The 18,952-nt window shown below is 36.0% G+C and carries 12 protein-coding genes and 1 tRNA gene; 2 read left to right on the top strand and 11 right to left on the bottom strand.

Annotated elements, in window-relative coordinates; all coding sequences use genetic code 11:
* Positions 1 to 10 precede the first annotated feature (10 nt).
* From GQR94_RS11025 to GQR94_RS10995, 7 genes are read right to left on the bottom strand one after another with little or no spacing between them, the layout of a single operon-like run.
* Positions 11 to 1,072 carry a cytochrome c oxidase subunit II gene (locus tag GQR94_RS11025; RefSeq protein WP_158975552.1) on the bottom strand — a complete coding sequence of 354 codons (1,062 nt, stop codon included), beginning with the start codon at positions 1,070 to 1,072 and terminating at the stop codon, positions 11 to 13.
* Between the two features lie 26 nt (positions 1,073 to 1,098).
* Positions 1,099 to 2,436 carry a quinol:cytochrome C oxidoreductase gene (locus GQR94_RS11020; RefSeq protein WP_158975551.1) on the bottom strand — a complete coding sequence of 446 codons (1,338 nt, stop codon included), beginning with the start codon at positions 2,434 to 2,436 and terminating at the stop codon, positions 1,099 to 1,101.
* A gap of 16 nt (positions 2,437 to 2,452) precedes the next feature.
* Entirely contained in the window at positions 2,453 to 3,013 is a 561-nt protein-coding gene (locus tag GQR94_RS11015) for a cytochrome c (RefSeq protein ID WP_158975550.1), read from the bottom strand.
* Between the two features lie 10 nt (positions 3,014 to 3,023).
* On the bottom strand, positions 3,024 to 3,545 hold the full coding sequence (locus GQR94_RS11010) for a DUF3341 domain-containing protein (protein WP_158975549.1): 522 nt from the start codon (positions 3,543 to 3,545) through the stop codon (positions 3,024 to 3,026).
* Positions 3,546 to 3,547: 2 nt separating this feature from the next.
* Positions 3,548 to 5,275, bottom strand: a complete 1,728-nt coding sequence (nrfD, locus tag GQR94_RS11005; RefSeq protein ID WP_158975548.1) for an NrfD/PsrC family molybdoenzyme membrane anchor subunit — start codon at positions 5,273 to 5,275, stop codon at positions 3,548 to 3,550.
* A 41-nt stretch (positions 5,276 to 5,316) separates the two neighbouring features.
* A complete protein-coding gene (locus tag GQR94_RS11000) occupies positions 5,317 to 8,454 on the bottom strand; it encodes a TAT-variant-translocated molybdopterin oxidoreductase (protein WP_158975547.1) in 3,138 nt (1,045 codons plus the stop codon).
* Between the two features lie 39 nt (positions 8,455 to 8,493).
* Positions 8,494 to 9,828: a c-type cytochrome gene (locus GQR94_RS10995; RefSeq protein ID WP_158975546.1), complete on the bottom strand. Its 1,335-nt coding sequence runs from the start codon at positions 9,826 to 9,828 to the stop codon at positions 8,494 to 8,496.
* Between the two features lie 230 nt (positions 9,829 to 10,058).
* On the opposite strand from GQR94_RS10995, the gene GQR94_RS10990 reads away from it, so the two are divergent.
* Positions 10,059 to 10,418, top strand: coding sequence for an SPOR domain-containing protein (locus GQR94_RS10990; RefSeq protein ID WP_158975545.1), 360 nt, complete (start codon positions 10,059 to 10,061; stop codon positions 10,416 to 10,418).
* Positions 10,419 to 10,493: 75 nt separating this feature from the next.
* Here GQR94_RS10990 and infB read toward each other — a convergent pair whose 3' ends face one another.
* The 4 genes from infB to GQR94_RS10970 form a co-directional block, all read right to left on the bottom strand.
* A complete protein-coding gene (gene infB, locus GQR94_RS10985; protein ID WP_158975544.1) occupies positions 10,494 to 13,379 on the bottom strand; it encodes a translation initiation factor IF-2 in 2,886 nt (961 codons plus the stop codon).
* 44 nt (positions 13,380 to 13,423) lie between these two features.
* Positions 13,424 to 14,656, bottom strand: coding sequence for a transcription termination factor NusA (gene nusA, locus GQR94_RS10980; RefSeq protein ID WP_158975543.1), 1,233 nt, complete (start codon positions 14,654 to 14,656; stop codon positions 13,424 to 13,426).
* A 12-nt stretch (positions 14,657 to 14,668) separates the two neighbouring features.
* Entirely contained in the window at positions 14,669 to 15,130 is a 462-nt protein-coding gene (rimP, locus tag GQR94_RS10975; protein WP_158975542.1) for a ribosome assembly cofactor RimP, read from the bottom strand.
* 188 nt (positions 15,131 to 15,318) lie between these two features.
* Positions 15,319 to 15,390, bottom strand: a tRNA-Gln gene (locus tag GQR94_RS10970).
* A gap of 167 nt (positions 15,391 to 15,557) precedes the next feature.
* Here GQR94_RS10970 and GQR94_RS10965 point away from each other — a divergent pair.
* A complete protein-coding gene (locus GQR94_RS10965; RefSeq protein WP_158975541.1) occupies positions 15,558 to 18,932 on the top strand; it encodes a protein O-mannosyl-transferase family in 3,375 nt (1,124 codons plus the stop codon).
* Positions 18,933 to 18,952: the final 20 nt, after the last annotated feature.

Below are 18,952 nucleotides of genomic sequence, written 5' to 3'. Positions count from 1 at the left end.
CTAGCCTAATTTATTTAGCCGAAGCCACCATAGTTTTACCAAACGTCTGTTGTTCAGCTAACCATTTATTGTAATCCTCTTCAGATTCCACTATAATTTTCATTTGCATGTTATAGTGAGATTTTCCACAAATCTTATTACATAACAAAATATAGTCAAACTCCCAAGGATCAGAGTTGTCTTCACCTTTCGCAGCTCTTTCTGCTCTGATAGCATTTGTTCTTTTCACCTTATCAATAATGTCTGGCTTAGAACGCATTTCTTCAGTAGTAAATATTGGAGTATAAGAAAACTCAGTAATCATACCAGGAACACAATTCATTTGAGCTCTAAAGTGAGGCATATAAGCAGAGTGTAACACATCCTGTGAACGCATCTTAAAGTTTACTTTTCTACCAATTGGAAGGTGTAATTCTTTAACAATGATATCATCAGTAGCATTAGGGTCTGCTTCATCCAATCCTAATACATTAGCACGATCAATATCAATCATACGAACATTAGCTTCACCCAAAACATTATCACTACCTGCATATCTAGCCGTCCAGTTAAATTGTTGTGCATATAATTCTACAACAACTGGATCATCATCATCATTTACATCCATGATGGTTGTCCAAGTATATAATCCCCATAGAATTAAACCCGCCAATACAATTACAGGAATAATGGTCCAAATAAATTCCAAACGATCATTATCTGCATAAAATAAAGCTTTGTTCTCTTTTTTACCTCGGTATTTAAAACCGAAGTAATGCAATAAAGCTTGCGTTAGCGTTTGTACAATGAAAATGATAACCATTGACCAAAGCATTAAGCTATCATATTCTACACCATGTTCTGAAGCCGCTTCCGGCAATAAAACTTTTGTATACTTCCAGAAACTGAAAATAGTAATTCCGTAAATAAATATAAGGAAACCGAATAATAGATATCCATTATACTCATTGTCTTTATCGTTAGCAATTTGTGAAGTTTCTGCCTTAATTTGAGAAAGTTCAAAAATTTTGGTCATTTGCCATATCGCAATTGCCACGAATACTAAAACAGCTATAATTAAAAATGCAGTCATTGTATGATTTAATGTTATTTTTTATACTAGTAATGAAAATGCTTACTCTCTTCAATAAATGGATTACGTGTGGGTTGTAAAGGCACTTTTGACAGTGCTCTGAATACCCAAAAGGTAAATAATCCAGCAAAAAACAATACTGCTCCAATTTCTGGAATACCAATATACCATTGATCACCCACTGTAGAAGGCATTATTGCATTGAATATATCTAAATAATGACCGGCTAAAATTACGATACCCGCCATCACTACAAACCAATTTACTCGTTTAAAATCACTATTCATTAATATCAACAGTGGAAACAAGAAATTCATAGCTACCATACCAAAGAAAGGCAATTTAAAGTCTGCAATCCTAGTAATATAATAAGTAACTTCCTCTGGAATATTTGAATACCAGATTAACATAAATTGTGAGAACCATAGGTACGTCCAGAAAATACTAATCCCAAACATGAATTTTGCTAAATCATGAATATGACTATTGTTCACTTCTTGTAAATATCCTTTTGATTTTAGGTAAATAGTAACCAATGCGATTACTGTAATACCAGATACAAACATACTTGCAAAGATATACCATCCAAACAAAGTAGAGAACCAGTGTGGATCTACACTCATAATCCAATCCCAAGACATCATAGACTCAGTAACAAGATAAAATACTAAGAACGCTGCAGATAATCTAAAGTTCTTTACAAAATTCGTATTATCAGTAGCTTCATCCTGGGCTAAGGAAAGTTTACGTGAATATTCACGATAGAAAATCCAACCTCCTAAAAATATTGCTGCTCTAATTAGGAAAAAAGGACCATTTAAGAATCCAGCTTTACCTTGTAATAATTCATCATGAGCAACAACTTCAGCATCCATCCATACGAATAAATGATTCATATGAGCTACAGACAACGCCAAGATTACAAATACAATAATACCTCCCGGTACCAAGTACGAAGTAATCCCTTCCATTACTCTAAAAAGTATTGGAGACCAACCTGCTTGTGCCGCTCTTTGTATGGCATAAAAGGCTAAAACACCTAGTGAAATCATAAAGAAAAAGAAAGCAGCTACATAAAGTGCAGCCCAAGGTCTATTTTGTAATTGATGTAACAAATGCTCATCATGTGAAGCATCATGAGTTTCACCGTGCGCTTCAGTAGTAGCACCATGCTCATTTACATCTTCATGATGTTCCGCTGCCACTTCATGTCCACCACCGTGACCATCATCATGACTCGCTACCATAGCCTTAGCTTCTTCAACTGTTCCTGGACTTGAAACAAAACCAATTCCTATGCCTATAGCACCAAGAACCATTAATACAATTGAAGCAATTTTTAATCTATTTGAAATAGTGTACATATCTAAAATCTATGTATTATTTTGTTAAATCTTCTTTTAATTTCATCACGTATTCAGCTACCAACCAACGCTCATTTTCGTTGAGTTGATTTGCGTATGAACCCATTGAGTTTAATCCGTAATAAATAGTATGGTACGTACTACCCACCGTAATATTTCTACCAACATCTGAATAACTAGGTACCCCTAATATCTTTTCACGATCTACTAAAGTACCTTTACCATCTCCTTTAGAGCCATGGCAAATAGCACAATAAATACCAAACAACTCAGAACCAGCTGCAATATTATCATCACGCTTTAAAGAATCTAGAGGGCTTGCTTGAAGTCTCGCTAATTCTTTTCCATCAAGACCGTTTGCATACATATAAGGCATCTTTCCACGTGGAATAGTATGGTCAACAGGTTGTCCTGCCTCAGAACTATTTGGTAAGAACTCTACTTTTTGGTAGGTTTCATACCCAATAGACTTGTACATGTTAGGCATGTATTGATAATTTCTACTGTCCTTGTTGGAACAAGAAGCAAAAGAAACCAAAACCAAACCGATTGCTATAATTTTTATAAAACTCTTCATAACTCTTAGACTACTTTTCTAAAATATTAATTTCAACTGCTCCTGATTCAGCTAACAATTGTCTTAATTCGTCTTCATTATCATGGATTTCTATTTCCATTAAAAAATGATCGTCTGTTGTTCTTTTATCAGGGTTCTCAGCTTCTTTAAATGGCCACAACCTACTTCTCATATAAAAAGTAATCACCATTAAATGGGCTGCAAAAAATACTGTAAGCTCAAACATAATCGGAACAAAAGCCGGCATGTTTTCTAAATAACTAAAACTTGGCTTACCACCAATATCCTGTGGCCAGTCTTCAATCATGATATAATTCATCATCACAGTTGCTACTGCAAGACCAATACAACCATAAATAAAAGCTGTAATAGCTATTCTAGTTGGTGCAAGACCCATTGCTTTGTCTAGTCCATGAACAGGAAAAGGACAATAAATCTCTTCAATATGATGCTTAGCTTCTTTTACTTTCTTTACAGCGTGCATTAGCACGTCATCATCTGTATAAAGCGCATGTATAACTTTAGATGCCATATCTACTTATTGTTATTTAAAATCTTAGCTTGACCTGCCCAATCATCTCTTTGCGCTCTTCCAGGGAAAGAACCTGTGATTGAATCTAACAAGTCATATTCTTTTTCGGTCATTCTACTCACTTGAGAAAACTTAAATATACCAATCTGGTTTAATGTTTTCTCCATTTGAGGACCAATGCCTTTTACTTCTTTCAAATCATCCGGAGTTTCCTTTGTAGCATCAAAGACACCTAAAGAACTCAACAATGAGGAAACCTGTTCTTTTTCAGCGTCAATTGGTAAAGACTTATCTTCAACAATCGACTTCTTTATTTGAATGGTCTGCTTAATTTCATAAAGCGGTTTACCTGCATCTCGAAGTAATTTATACTTCTCACCTGAAGCCTTCATAATAGACTTAACTTCTGCTTGCGCGATTACTGGGAATGTTCTTGCATATAATAAGAATAATACAAAGAAGAAACCAATGGTACCAATAAAGATACCTATATCTACAAACGTAGGAGAGAACATGGTCCAAGAAGATGGTAAGTAATCACGGTGTAACGATGTTACAATAATAACAAAACGTTCAAACCACATTCCTATGTTTACCACTATCGAGATAAAGAAAGAGAACAAAATACTAGTACGTAATTTTTTAGACCACATAAATTGTGGTGAAAACACATTACATGTCATCATTGACCAATACGCCCAAGCGTAAGGACCAGTTGCTCTATTCAAGAAAGCATATTGCTCATATTCTACCCCAGAATACCAAGCCATAAATAACTCCGTAATATATGCACACCCAACAATAGAACCCGTTAACATAATAACAATGTTCATTAATTCAATATGTTGTAATGTAATATAATCTTCCATATTACACACTTTTCTCATAATAATAAGAAGTGTATTCACCATTGCGAATCCTGAGAAAATTGCCCCAGCTACGAAATAAGGTGGGAAAATTGTCGTATGCCATCCTGGAATCACAGAAGTAGCAAAATCAAAAGATACAATCGTGTGTACAGAAAGTACCAATGGTGTTGCTAAACCAGCTAATACCAATGAAACTTCTTCAAAACGTTGCCAATCTTTAGCACGACCCGTCCAACCAAAACTTAATAAGCTATAAATCTTAATTTGAAAAGGCTTAACAGCTCTATCTCTAATCATTGCAAAATCTGGCAATAAACCTGTCCACCAAAACACTAAGGAAACAGATAGATATGTTGAAATAGCAAATACATCCCAAAGCAAAGGTGAGTTAAAGTTTACCCACAAGGATCCGAATTGATTAGGTATTGGTAACACCCAATACGCCAACCATGGACGACCCATGTGAATAATTGGAAACAATCCTGCTTGAACTACCGAAAAGATAGTCATTGCTTCAGCAGATCGGTTAATTGCCATCCTCCATTTTTGACGGAATAGTAAAAGTACTGCAGAAATTAATGTTCCTGCATGACCGATACCAACCCACCAAACGAAGTTGGTAATATCCCAAGCCCATCCGACTGTTTTGTTTAATCCCCATGTACCGATACCAGTAGATACGGTGTAAAGAATACAACCAATACCCCAAAGGAAGGCTACTAATGCAATAGAAAATACAATCCACCACTGTTTGTTGGCTCTACCTTCGACAGGAGCTGAAATGTCCACTGAAATGTCATGGTAGCTTTTATCTCCAAGTACAAGTGGTTTTCTAATAGGTGCTTCGTAATGCGACGCCATATTTTATATTATAGTTACGTTGTTGATCTTAAATTAACTTTTTATACTTCTTCAGTATTCCTAACCTTAACGTGATAGAAAACATTAGGCTTAGTTCCAACATGCTCTAACAAGTGATACATACGATTGCTTTCTTTCAACTCAGCAATCTTACTTTCCTTATCATTAACATCTCCAAAAACCATTGCACCACTGCTACATGCAGAAGAACAAGCTGTTTGAAACTCTCCATCCTTAACCACTCTACCATCTCTTTTGGCATCAAGAATAGTTTTCTGTGTTTTTTGCATACACATAGAACATTTCTCCATAACACCTCTAGAACGTACAGTAACATCAGGATTAATAACCATTTTACCTAAATCGTTATTCATATGATAATCAAACTCGTCGTTATTATTATATAAGAACCAGTTAAATCTACGTACTTTATAAGGACAGTTGTTAGCACAATATCTTGTACCTACACAACGGTTGTAAGCCATATGATTCTGACCTTGACGGCCATGTGATGTTGCGGCAACAGGACAAACAGTCTCACAAGGAGCATGATTACAGTGTTGACACATTACAGGCTGGAAAGCAACTTGAGGATTAGAAGAAGGATCTTCTAACTCTCCAAAGCCTCCTAAAGAACCTTTTTCACCCGTTAAACCATCAAATTCATCTTTCTTAACATTATCACCTTCAAAAGTATCTTCCGAAGAGTAATACCTATCAATACGCAACCAGTGCATATCTCTAGACAAACGAACTTCATTTTTACCTACTACAGGCACGTTATTTTCAGCATGACATGCAATTACACATGAACCACAACCTGTACAAGCATTTAAATCAATAGATAAGTTAAAGTGATGCCCGATTGAACGATCAAAACTGTCCCATAAATCTACAGATGTAGCAGCAACTTCTTGGTGATCTAAAGAAACAACTGGTTGAATATTCCAATCAGCAGCATCTTTAGTATTAAATATCTCTAAAGTAGTTTCTTTAATAATATCTCCTCTACCCATCAGCGTTTTATGCAACTGCACACAAGCAAACTCGTGATTTCCAGCTGATTTTTCAATACTAACAGATTGGGTATTGGTAAAATTCTGATACAACGCATAGGCATTAACACCCGTTTGCATCTCTTCTTTTAAACCTTCTTTCTTCCCGTATCCAAAAGACAAACCAATAGAACCAAGTGCTTGACCCGGTTGAATGATTACTGGCACATTATCAACAGAAACACCATCAACAGTAATCTTAGCATAACTACCATCTAAACCACCGTTTGCAACATTTTCATTTACAAACCCTAGTTTTTCAGCATCAGCTTTAGAAACGGTTACATAGTTATCCCAAGACACACGTGTAATTGGATCCGGAAATTCTTGCAACCATGGATTGTTCGCCATCTGACCATCACCCATACCCGTTTTAGAATACAAAGTCATCTCCATACCAGAACCATCCGCAGAAGCTAAACTTCTTAACGCAGATGCCAAAGGAACAGCCTCTACTTGAGGAGCTTCATCAACAGGCGCTTCAGTCTCAATAACTGGAGCAATAACACCTTCCACAAATTCTTCAATAGGAGAAGAATTAGCTACATAAAATCCATCATGCAATGCTTGATTCCAATCACCAGAACCTAAAAGCGAAGAAGTCCATGTATTTTTAATATAGTCATAATACGTTTCATCACTTCCCATCCACGTCAACAACGAAGACTGAAATTGACGCGTATCAAATAATTCTTTTATTGCAGGCTGTACTAAACCATAATGTCCTTTTTTCATTTGAACATCACCCCAAGACTCTAAATAATGAGGCGCTGCAGCAACATAATTTACATTTGCTGTAGTTTCATTATTTGTAATAGCGAAACTCAATGACAAATCTACATTCTTAAGTCCTTCTGAAAAGTCAGCTGAATTTGGCAATGAATACACAGGATTCACACCATCCATGATAAGAGCACCTACTCTACCTGCTTTCATTTCCGAAATCAAAGCATTTACAGCCGTAACGTTACCTTGACGAATGTACCTAGGAGCAGTTGCATCAAACGCAACACTACCTAACAGTTCATTTATAGCCAAAACTACTGCCTGAGCATTCTCATCATCTAAACCAGTTACAACAACTGCTTTAGATCTTGATTTATTTATTTGAGCTACCGCTAAATCCAAAGCTTTTTCAACACTAGCACTAACTTCTCCACCAACTGATGAATTATTAAGCTTAGCATATAATTTAGCCAAAGCAATTTTTTGCTGACTAGGCTTTAACGCTATTCTATTATCTGCATTTGCACCCGCAAGAGACATATTTGACTCAAACTGAATGTGCTTAGACATTTTTCCTTTTTGAGGAACTCTTCCTTTTGAATAGCCACTATCGTAGCCACCACCCTGCCAATCTCCTAAGATATCCGCACCGAAAGAAACAATTACCTCTGCTTTAGAAAAATCATAATCAGCTAAGGCTCTTTCACCATACTTTGCATGAAAAGCATTTAAAGCTGCCTCTTGAGAAATTGCATCATAAGTAACATGATTTACATTTCCATAAGCCTCTTTAAATTCCCCAACTAGTTTTGAAGTAGATGGACTCGCATATGTTTGAGTCAATAAAGCAATTTGCTTTCCTGAATTCTTTAAAGCATTAAGTTTACTTTTCACAGCAGCATCCAAATCTCCCCAACTAATAGCTTCACCATTAGCAACAGGACCTTGCAAGCGCGTGCTGTCATACAAATTTAACACAGAAGCATTAACTCGTGCGTTAGCACTTCCGTTAACCGCCGCATCTGCATTATTATGTATTGAAATAGGACGACCCTCTCTAGTTCTTACTAAAACACTAGCAAAATCAAAACCATTGGCAATAGTCGTCGCATAATGATTAGCTACACCAGGAATAATACTTTCCGGTTGCACTATATAAGGAATAGACTTAACAACTGGTCCTTCACAAGCTGCTAAAGTAGCAGCAGCGGTACTAAAACCAACATATTTCAAGAAATCCCTTCTATTTGTTGACGAAGAAGCTAAATTATCTTTATCTCCCAAAAACTCATCAACAGGAATATCCTGAACAAACTCATTATGTCTTAGCGTCTCAACAATGGAATCGTTAGGATTTAACTCCGCTTCGCTTTTCCAATATTTTTTGTTTGATGCCATACGTATATCTCTGAAATTATCTCTTGTTTGTTAACCCTATTAATAGTGACATTTACCACATTCCAAACCACCCATTTGAGCAGCCGTAAGTGACTCTACACCATATTTTTTCGAAAGTTCAGCATGAATTTTATCATAATACTCATTCCCTTCTACTTTCACATTCGTTTCTCTGTGACAATTAATACACCAACCCATTGTTAATGGAGCATACTGTTGCATAATTTCCATTTCTTCTACCGGCCCGTGACATGTTTGACACTCAATACCCGCAACAGAAACATGCTGAGAGTGATTAAAGTAAGCAAAATCAGGCAGATTATGAATTCTTACCCACTCTACTGGTTTACTCTCACCTGTATAGCTTTGATTTTCTTCATCCCAACCTACAGCTTTATATAATTTTTTAATTTCACCCGTATAGAACTCATTGGTATACCCATTAGCAAGATCTTCTTGAGAAGGCCCTTCAGCATTTCCTGTATACTCTGAAATTGATTTATGACAATTCATACATACATTCAAGGAAGGTATCCCAGAATGCTTAGAAACTCTAGCAGATGAATGACAATATTTACATTCTATTTTATTATCACCAGCATGTACCTTATGAGAATAATGGATAGGCTGAACCGGAGCATATCCTTGATCAACACCTACCTGCATCAAATAACCATACACAAAGTAAGCACCACCAAGTAACAACACCAACACAGAAACAAGTACTAAAAATTGATTTTTAGCAAAAGCCTTCCAAATAGGTGTTCCTTTTTTCGCATTATCCTTTTCAAGAATCACCCCATTAGCTTCCGCTATTCTTCTCAATGTCTTATTCACCAAGAACAACATCATCACCAACAAGCCAAAAACTAGAACAAGCGCACCAAGTACAATCTCATTAGATAACCCACCAGACTGAGAAGCACCACCAGAAGTAGCTGTAGCAGCTGGTTGAACAACAGGTGCAGGAGGCGGAGCAGCAGTATACGCTAAAATATTATCGATATCAGCATTAGACAATGTAGGGAAAGCTGTCATAGCAGCCTTGTTATACTCATTGTAAAGCTTATTCGCATAAGCATCGCCAGAAGCAATAACACCAGAGCTATTTTTTATCCAAGCATAAATCCAATCTTTACCCAAACCTTCTTCAGACAAACGCTCTTCAACATTTGCCAACGCTGGTCCTGTCATCTTCTTATTCAAGGCATGACATGCAGCACAGTTTTGATTAAATAAAGATTTACCCTTTGCAGCATCACCAGCAGACACAGTTTCTTCCTGCGAAAAAAGACTTGTAGAAAACAAAAGTCCAATTAACAAACTGACACCTAAAACTTTAGAAAATTGATTGCGGTACGTAACCTTTTTCATATTAAAATTATTTCTTTCAAGATTTTGGCATGATTATTACAACAACCATTTACTGTAACAAATATACACCTCAAAACCGATTGCAAAAATACGACATAGACTTTATTTGCGAAATGTTAAGTTATTTATAATTTACAATTTATACTTATTCTAAATAAAAACACAATGCACAGCTTCGTAATTAAAAAATTACTTTTGCAAGACAACAATAAATATTCAAACAAACAAGAATGAAAAACATATATTACAGCGCACTATTCCTCTTATGCGCATCCTACACACAAGCACAAGACGGAAGCATTACCATACAGCAAGATGGAAACATTGAAAAACTATTAGACATCTATAAGACCACCGAAGAAGATTCTGATGATTTCCAAATTCAAATCTACAATGGTTCATTATCGGGAGCCAACAGCAAGAAGTCTAACTTAGATTCTGATTTTCCTAGTTGGAAAACAAAAATTGATCACGTAGATACCGATTATAGAGTTCGCATAAAAAATATTAAAACTGCTTTAGAAGCAGAACGAAAATATCTTGAAGTAAGAAAAAAATATCCTGCTGCAATTATCATTACTCCAAAATAAGCAAAACACTCCAAAGTATATCAAACAAAAAAAAGACCCAATTGGGTCTTTTTTTTGTTTAATGTTTATGTACTATTATTTCAACTTTTTCTTCACTGCTACTTCTTGGAAACCTTCTACAATATCCAACTCTCTAATATCATTGTAGTTCTTAATTTGAATACCACAATCATACCCTTTAGCAACTTCCTTAACATCATCCTTAAATCGTTTCAGAGAAGTCAACTCACCTGTGAAGACAACTACACCATCACGAATTAAACGTATTCCTGAACTTCTAAGAATCTTACCACTAGTTACCATACAACCTGCAATAGTACCTACTTTAGAAATTTTGAATGTTTCTCTAATTTCTGCAGTACCGGTAATCTCTTCCTTCATTACTGGAGAAAGCATACCTTCCATTGCATCTTTCAAGTCATTAATAGCATCGTAAATAATAGAGTACATTCTGATATCTATTTCTTCATTGTCAGCTATTGTTCTTGCATTACCCATCGGCCTAACATTAAATCCGATAATAACCGCATCAGAAGCCGAAGCCAATAACACATCAGACTCTGTAATAGGACCTACAGCTTTATGTATAATATTTACTTGAATTTCTGCCGTAGATAATTTCTGGAACGAATCTGTTAATGCCTCTACAGAACCATCAACATCACCTTTAAGAATTATATTCAATTCCTTAAAGTCTCCTAAAGCAATACGTCTACCAATTTCATCCAATGTAATATGACGTTGCGTTCTAACAGATTGCTCACGTAATAATTGACCACGCTTGGCAGCAATTTGCTTCGCTTCACGCTCATCTTCTAATACATTAAACTTATCACCCGCTTGAGGCGCACCATCTAAACCTAATATGGAGATTGGTGTTGATGGAGCAGCGATTTTAATACTATTCCCACGTTCATCATGCATGGCTTTAATCTTACCACTACATGTACCCGCAAGAACATAATCACCGATTTTTAAAGATCCAGCCTGAACCAAGACAGTAGAAACATATCCTCTACCTTTATCCAAGAATGCTTCAACCACTGTTCCAGTAGCTAATTTATTCGGATTTGCTTTAAGCTCTAACAATTCAGCCTCCAACAATACTTTTTCTAATAATTCTTTAACACCTTGACCCGTTTTAGCCGAGATATCATGAGACTGAATTTTACCACCCCAATCCTCTACCAAGAGATTCATTTGAGCAAGACCGTCTTTTATTTTCTCAACATTAGCCGTAGGCTTATCCACTTTATTTATCGCAAATACAATTGGAACTCCCGCTGCTTGAGCATGGCTAATTGCTTCTTTTGTCTGAGGCATAATATCATCATCTGCCGCCACAACAATAATAGCAATATCTGTAACCTGAGCACCACGCGCACGCATCGCCGTAAAGGCTTCGTGACCTGGTGTATCTAAGAAAGCCATCTTTTGACCACTTTCTAAAGTTACTCCATAAGCCCCTATATGCTGAGTAATACCACCACTTTCACCTGCAATAACATTTTCCTTACGGATATAATCCAGTAAAGATGTTTTACCATGATCTACGTGACCCATTACCGTAACTATAGGTGCTCTTTCCTGTAAATCTTCAGGAGCATCTATTTTCTCTTCTATAGCTTCTTCAATTTCAGCTGAAACAAACTCAACTTCATATCCAAACTCATCAGCAACAATAGACAAAGTCTCAGCATCTAAACGCTGATTCATGGTAACCATTATCCCCAATGACATACATGCAGAAATAATTTGAGTAGTAGAAACATCCATCATCGTTGCAACTTCATTCGCCGTAACAAACTCAGTAACCTTTAAGATTTTACTTTCTGCTTCTTTCTTCTCAAGATCTTTCTCTGTCTGCTGACGGTGTTGATCTCTTTTATCTCTTCTATATTTTGCTCCTTTTCCTTTTTTAGATTTCCCTTGAAGTTTTTCTAAGGTTTCTCTAACTTGCTTTTGAACATCCTCTTCAGTAGGCTCAACTTTAACTACAGGTGCAAAACGCTGTACAGGACCTCTTCTATTCCCTGGACCACTACCTGGAGGTCTACTAGGGCGACTTCCTGTATTACCTGATCCAGTTCCTGAACCAGTAGTATTATTACTTACAATTCTTCTACGACGCTTCTTTTTATCAGCAGCATCGTTTCCTTTTGGAGCTTCTTTTTTCTTCTTAGGTTTTTCAAACTTAGAAAGATCAATTTTAGCACCTGTTATCTTAGGACCAGTAAGTTTTTTGTATTGTGTAGTAAGTGTCTCAGATTCCGCAGGCTTTTCTACCTCTTTCTCTTTAGGAGCAGCTACAACCTCTTTAGGTTTAACTTCCTCTTTCTTAACTTCAGTTTTAGCAACTGGAGTAGGTGTTGGCTTTGGAGCCGGAGGAACAACCTTAACAGGTGGTTTCACTTGCTGCTTAGGTTTATGTTTCGGCGCTAGATCAATTTTATCTACCACTTTAAACTTAGGCCTATCAGACGCAGAAGCTTTAACCACTTCCGGTTCTTTCTTAACCTCAACTTCAGGAGCTTTCTCTACCGGTTTTTCAACAGGCTTCTCAACCTCTTTCGGTTTTTCTTCTTCCTTCTTTTTGTTTTCTAAATCTATTTTCCCAACAGTTTTAGGACCAGACAATTCAGCCTTACCCCTGATTACCTGTTCAGAAGCGGCTCTTTTCTCTCTTTCAACTCTTCTTTCCTCTTGCTCTTGTTCAAGCTGATGACGAATTGCTTCTTTTTCTTTCCGCTTTTCTTCCCCAACTTCCTTAGATGCAACTTTTTTGCTCATGTCCGTCTGGAACTCATCCAAAAGAACTTGATACACCTCATTAGAAATTTTAGTGGTAGGCCTTGCGTCCACATCGTGACCTTTGGAACCCAAAAAATCTACCGCCCTGTCGAGTGAAATGTTTAGTTCCCTTAGGACTTTATTAAGTCTTATTGTTGCATTATCTGCCATAAATACTTGTTACTATACTTATAAATTTCTTGCTAATATATAGCTTAATCTGCTAATTCCTCTTTTAAGATACGCACAACTTCTACAATTGTCTCTTCTTCTAAATCGGTACGCTTCACCAAGTCATCAACATCTTGCTCTAAAACGCTACGAGCAGTGTCCATTCCTATCTTCTTAAATTCTTCTATAATCCATCCCTCAATTTCGTCAGAGAATTCTGTTAACTCAACATCTTCCTCAACTCCTTCACGGAATACATCAATCTCATAACCAGTCAATTGACCCGCTAATCTAATATTATGACCTCCACGCCCAATTGCCTTAGAAACCTCTTCAGGTCTTAAATAAACTTGAGCTGTCATTTTCTCGTCATCTAACTTTACAGAAGAAACACGAGCAGGACTTAACGCTCTTGTAACTAAAAGTTGTGGATTGCTAGTCCAGTTGATAACATCAATATTTTCATTTCCTAATTCTCTAACGATACCATGTATACGAGAACCTTTCATACCCACACAAGCACCTACTGGATCAATACGATCGTCATAAGAATCTACAGCAACTTTTGCTTTTTCACCCGGGATACGCACTACTTTTTTAACCGTAATTAAACCATCAAAAACTTCTGGAATTTCCTGAAAGAATAATGCTTCCAAGAAAGCAGGTGCTGTTCTTGACATTACAATTACAGGTTTATTCCCTTTTAACTCAACACTCTCTATGATACCACGAACATTATCGCCTTTTCTAAAGAAATCTGAAGGTATTTGTTTATCCTTTGGAAGAATAATCTCATTTCCTTCATCATCTAACAAAATAACAACCTTGTGTCTAATATGATGCACTTCAGCCGTATATAGATCTCCTTCTAATTCCTTGAAATGCTTATATATCGTTGTATTATCGTGTTCGTGTATTTTAGAAATTAAATTCTGACGAAGCGCCAAAATAGCTCTTCTCCCTAATTGAATTAATTTAACTTCTTCTGAAACATCTTCACCAACTTCAAAATCTGGTTCAATCTTACGAGCTTCTGTTAAAGATATCTCTTCATTAGGCTCTTCCACTTCACCATCTTCAACAACGATTCGATTTCTCCAAATCTCCAAATCCCCTTTATCAGGATTGATAATGATATCAAAGTTATCATCAGAACCAAACTTCTTTTTCAGAGCGTTTCTAAAAACATCCTCCAAAATCGCCATTAGCGTTACTCTATCAATGAATTTATCGTCTTTAAATTCTGAAAAAGATTCGATCAGCGCTATATTTTCCATGTTGACCTACAATTAAAATTTTATAATAACTTTTGCTTCTTGAATATCAGAAAAAAGAAATTCTTGTTTTTTCTGAACTGTAACTTTACCTTTCCCTATCGGTTTTGGCTCTCTAGCTTTCCATTCTAAAGTAATTCCTTGATCGTCTGCTGCCGTTAAAATTCCTTCAAATTTACCATCTAAAGTTTTTACTTCCAACTCTCTACCGATATTCTTTTTATATTGCCTAGGCATAATCATCGGTGTAGTTGCTCCTACAGATGCAACTTCCAAAGAAAAATCTTCTTCTTCTCTATCTAAATTCTGCTCTATCACTCTACTTATCGCAATACAATCCGTTAAATTAACTCCGGTATCACCATCTAGAGTAATATTTATTTTGTTTGCAGGTCCAATCGTAAAATCTATCAAAAAAATTGATTTATTTTCCTCTAAAGCACCTTCTAACAATCCTAAAACTTTCTCTTTAAACATAAACTTAAGCAATAAAAGAGGGGACAAATTGTCCCCTCGTATATACTATTGATTCTTACAGCGTTGCAAATATATAACTTTTTTAAACATTAAGCACATATACTTACGATATAAGATTTAACAATTAGACCTTTTTTAAACAAAAATTCCCTGCTCTTTTAAAAAGCAGGGAATTTGTTAAATTTCTGTTGGTCCACAAGGACTCGAACCTTGAATGTCGGTACCAAAAACCGGAGTGTTGCCAATTACACCATGGACCATTACCTTTAAAAGCGGTGCAAAATTACAACAAAGTTTTACATTCGCAAACATTTTTTAAAAAATATTTAAAAATAATTTTCCTGAAGGTGTTAAACCTTTATAAAAAAATGAATTACATATCTATATTAATTACTAAATTCGCCATAATTGGTAAAATAATATATACATGTTTTCTAAAAATTTTGAGAAATGGGACTCCATTTTAGGATGGGCTGTTTTTTCTATTGCATTAATAACCTACTGGATCACTGTAGAACCTACAGGGAGCTTCTGGGATGCAGGAGAATACATCACCACATCAGCAAAACTACAAGTTGGCCACCCTCCGGGAGCACCGCTACTACAAATGATAGGAGCGTTTTTCTCAATATTTGCCTTTAATGATGTTGAAAAAATAGCATTGATGGTAAATTATGTCTCTGGAGTTTCTAGTGCATTTACCATCCTTTTCATGTTTTGGACCATCACCAACCTCACAAGAAAAATTATTTCTAAAGATGAAATAATCACAAATAGTAAAGCAATTGCAATTTTAGGAAGTGGACTTGTAGGTTCTTTAGCATTTACTTTTTCGGATAGTTTTTGGTTTAACGCAGTAGAAACTGAAGTTTATGCCATGGCTAGTTTTATCATGGCCCTATTGTTATGGTTAGGATTGAAGTGGGTAGATAATTTAGACCACCCAAGAGGTGATAAATGGCTGGTTGTAATCGCATATGTTGTAGGGTTAACTTTTGGAATACAGTTTATGGGATTTTTAGCTATCCCATCAATAGGCTTACTTTATTATTTTAAAACGTACAAAACAACCACTATAAAAAACTTTTTATTAGCAAATATTATTGTCATTGCCATACTAATGCTTGTTTATAAATTCTCTCTTACCTATATTTTAGTTGCTTTCGGGTGGAGCGAAGTATTTTTTATTAATACCATCGGACTCCCTTTTAATTCTGGTTCGATCATCATGGGAATCGTTTTTATTTCCGTTTTCTATTTTGCATTAAACTATACACGCAAAAACAATTTCAAAACAGCAAACACTATTGTTTTATGTTTGATGTTTTTATTTTTAGGATTTTCCTCATGGATTATGCTCCCAATACGTGCAAATGCTAAAGTAGTTATTAACGAAAATGATCCTTCTGATGCACGTTCACTTTTAGCCTATTACAACAGAGAGCAATATCCTGGAGTGGATAGTCCTTTTTACGGAGCCTATTACTCCAATGCCTTTGCTGGCGCTGGCGAAGACAAAGATGACAAACCAAAATACGAAAAAGACGAAAAAATAGGCAAATATATTATTGTAAATAAATATAAAAATGCTACTCAAGGACCTAATAAAAAACACGTCGGATTACTACCAAGAATGTGGAGCGAACAGCATGTTGATAATTACATGCGCTATTTTGGCCCTTTAGAATTTACCACAAAAACAAACAGCCCAGAACTAGCTCAAGCCGTAAAACAATTGCGCGAAGGCTATTCTAAAGGTGAAATAGACGAAACACAATACGCTCAGTTTTTAAATAGATTTAGCGAATACATAGACGTACAACCCCCTTCTATTTGGAAAAACATAGAATACATGGTTGAGTTCCAATTTGGCTATATGTACTGGCGTTATTTTATGTGGAATTTTACCGGAAAACAAAATGATAAACAAGGTAGATATGACGATAATGGAAATTGGATTAGCGGAATAAACTTTTTAGACTCTTTACGCCCATCTATTGGAACTCAAGACAACTTACCTAGCGATGTGTTAAACAACAAAGGAAGAAATGTCTATTTTTTCCTACCCCTCATCTTAGGTATTATTGGGATATTATTTCAAATAGGGAAAAATCCAAAACAATTTTGGGTACTGCTTGTTTTCTTCCTCTTTACAGGATTAGCCATACAGTTTTACACCAATCCATATATTTTCCAACCCCGTGAAAGAGATTATTCCCTCGTGGGTTCTTTCTACATATTTGCACTCTGGATAGGGATTGGCGTATACGGAATATTTGACGCCTTTAAAAAACTGATTACTCCAAAAATCTTAGCACCGGCAGTAACTGTGATTTGCTTATTAGCAGCACCCTTCTTAATGGCCTACCAAAACTGGGATGACCATGATAGATCAAACAGGTTTACTGCTAAAACAACGGCAAAAGCATATTTACAATCTACACAAGAAGATGTTGGAGCCATCCTATTTTCCATTGGAGACAATGACACGTTCCCGCTTTGGTATGCACAAGAAATTGAAGGCTACCGTACCGATGTACGCGTAATAAACACAAGTTTATTTGCTACAGATTGGTATATTGATCAAATGAAACGCAAAGCTTACGAGAGCGAAGCTATACCATCACAATTAACCCACAAACAATACCGTGTTGGTTCAAGAGATGCTGTTTACTACCAAAATGTAGATCAGTTATACAATAAGAAGATCTCGGAATCTAGATGGGACATCAAAGCCTTTATGGAGTGGATTGCTAGTGACGAACCTAGAACAAAACTTAGAAGCGTCATAGAAGCAAATCCTGAACAGGATATAAGTATTTACCCGGAAAACACACTTGATCTTGTATTCTACCCTACTAACCACATTAGAATTCCAGTAAACAAAAAGAACGTTTTAGAAAGCGGCCTAGTAAAAGAAAAAGATTCTGCTTTGATTGTTGATTATATTGACATAGAACTTCCTCAGAGCGCACTGCCTAAGAATCGCTTATTAATGCTAGACATCATTGCAAATAATGATTGGAAAAGACCAATTTATTTCTCCGGTGGTAGTTTTGATGATGGCGAATATATTTGGATGAAAGACTATTTACAGTTAGATGGTTTGGCCTACAAGCTTGTTCCTATAAAAACGGATTACGACAAAAGATCGTATGAAATGGGCAGAATAGATAGCGACCTTATGTATGATATTGTTAAAAAATGGGAATGGGGTAATTCTGGCAGTCCCGATATCTACCATGATACACAAACCCGTATTCAAGGATTATCATTCCGAGGAAATATTGCACGTTTGGTGGAAACTTTATTAAACGAAGATAAAATAGAAAGAGCTAAAGAAATGATTGACATCGCTGTAAAAAACATGCCTGTTGATTCTTATGAATACTATGCTTTTGTAGAACCTTTTGTAGACGGATATTACAAAGTAGGTGAAACTCAAAAAGCAAGAAAATTGTATACGCAACTGAAAACAAAATATCAAGAACACTTAAATTATTATGCTGCACTACCATTAAATGAGCAATACGAAAAGTTAAACGATATTCTCACCAACATGGAGGCCTATAACCGTAATGTAGATATTTTAATACGAAACGGGGACCGCGAACTGGCAGAAAAAGAAACCATTGTATTCAATGAATATGTTGATAAATTCAGCCGATTTGTAAATGGTAGTGAAGATCCAATTCTTAGGGAAGAAGCGCCATCTACAAACAATCCTGATCTAATAGATAGTAGCCAAATAGATACTACCTATAGGCCCGAAGCTGAAGATATACCGAGTACTAAGGAATAGACATAAAAAAAACCGAGATT

The sequence above is a fragment of the Cellulophaga sp. L1A9 genome, from assembly GCF_009797025.1.
GTDB lineage: Bacteria > Bacteroidota > Bacteroidia > Flavobacteriales > Flavobacteriaceae > Cellulophaga.
The sequence above is the reverse complement of the archived record's forward strand: the minus strand, read 5'-3'. Positions and strand labels throughout refer to the sequence as shown.

Excerpts from the sequence above, each read along its gene's own strand:
- GQR94_RS11025 (WP_158975552.1), bottom strand. The coding sequence starts at position 1,072 with ATGACTGCATTTTTAATTATAGCTGTTTTAGTATTCGTGGCAATTGCG.
- GQR94_RS11020 (WP_158975551.1), bottom strand. The coding sequence starts at position 2,436 with ATGTACACTATTTCAAATAGATTAAAAATTGCTTCAATTGTATTAATG.
- GQR94_RS11015 (WP_158975550.1), bottom strand. The coding sequence starts at position 3,013 with ATGAAGAGTTTTATAAAAATTATAGCAATCGGTTTGGTTTTGGTTTCT.
- GQR94_RS11010 (WP_158975549.1), bottom strand. The coding sequence starts at position 3,545 with ATGGCATCTAAAGTTATACATGCGCTTTATACAGATGATGACGTGCTA.
- nrfD (WP_158975548.1), bottom strand. The coding sequence starts at position 5,275 with ATGGCGTCGCATTACGAAGCACCTATTAGAAAACCACTTGTACTTGGA.
- GQR94_RS11000 (WP_158975547.1), bottom strand. The coding sequence starts at position 8,454 with ATGGCATCAAACAAAAAATATTGGAAAAGCGAAGCGGAGTTAAATCCT.
- GQR94_RS10995 (WP_158975546.1), bottom strand. The coding sequence starts at position 9,828 with ATGAAAAAGGTTACGTACCGCAATCAATTTTCTAAAGTTTTAGGTGTC.
- GQR94_RS10990 (WP_158975545.1), top strand. The coding sequence starts at position 10,059 with ATGAAAAACATATATTACAGCGCACTATTCCTCTTATGCGCATCCTAC.
- infB (WP_158975544.1), bottom strand. The coding sequence starts at position 13,379 with ATGGCAGATAATGCAACAATAAGACTTAATAAAGTCCTAAGGGAACTA.
- nusA (WP_158975543.1), bottom strand. The coding sequence starts at position 14,656 with ATGGAAAATATAGCGCTGATCGAATCTTTTTCAGAATTTAAAGACGAT.
- rimP (WP_158975542.1), bottom strand. The coding sequence starts at position 15,130 with ATGTTTAAAGAGAAAGTTTTAGGATTGTTAGAAGGTGCTTTAGAGGAA.
- GQR94_RS10965 (WP_158975541.1), top strand. The coding sequence starts at position 15,558 with ATGTTTTCTAAAAATTTTGAGAAATGGGACTCCATTTTAGGATGGGCT.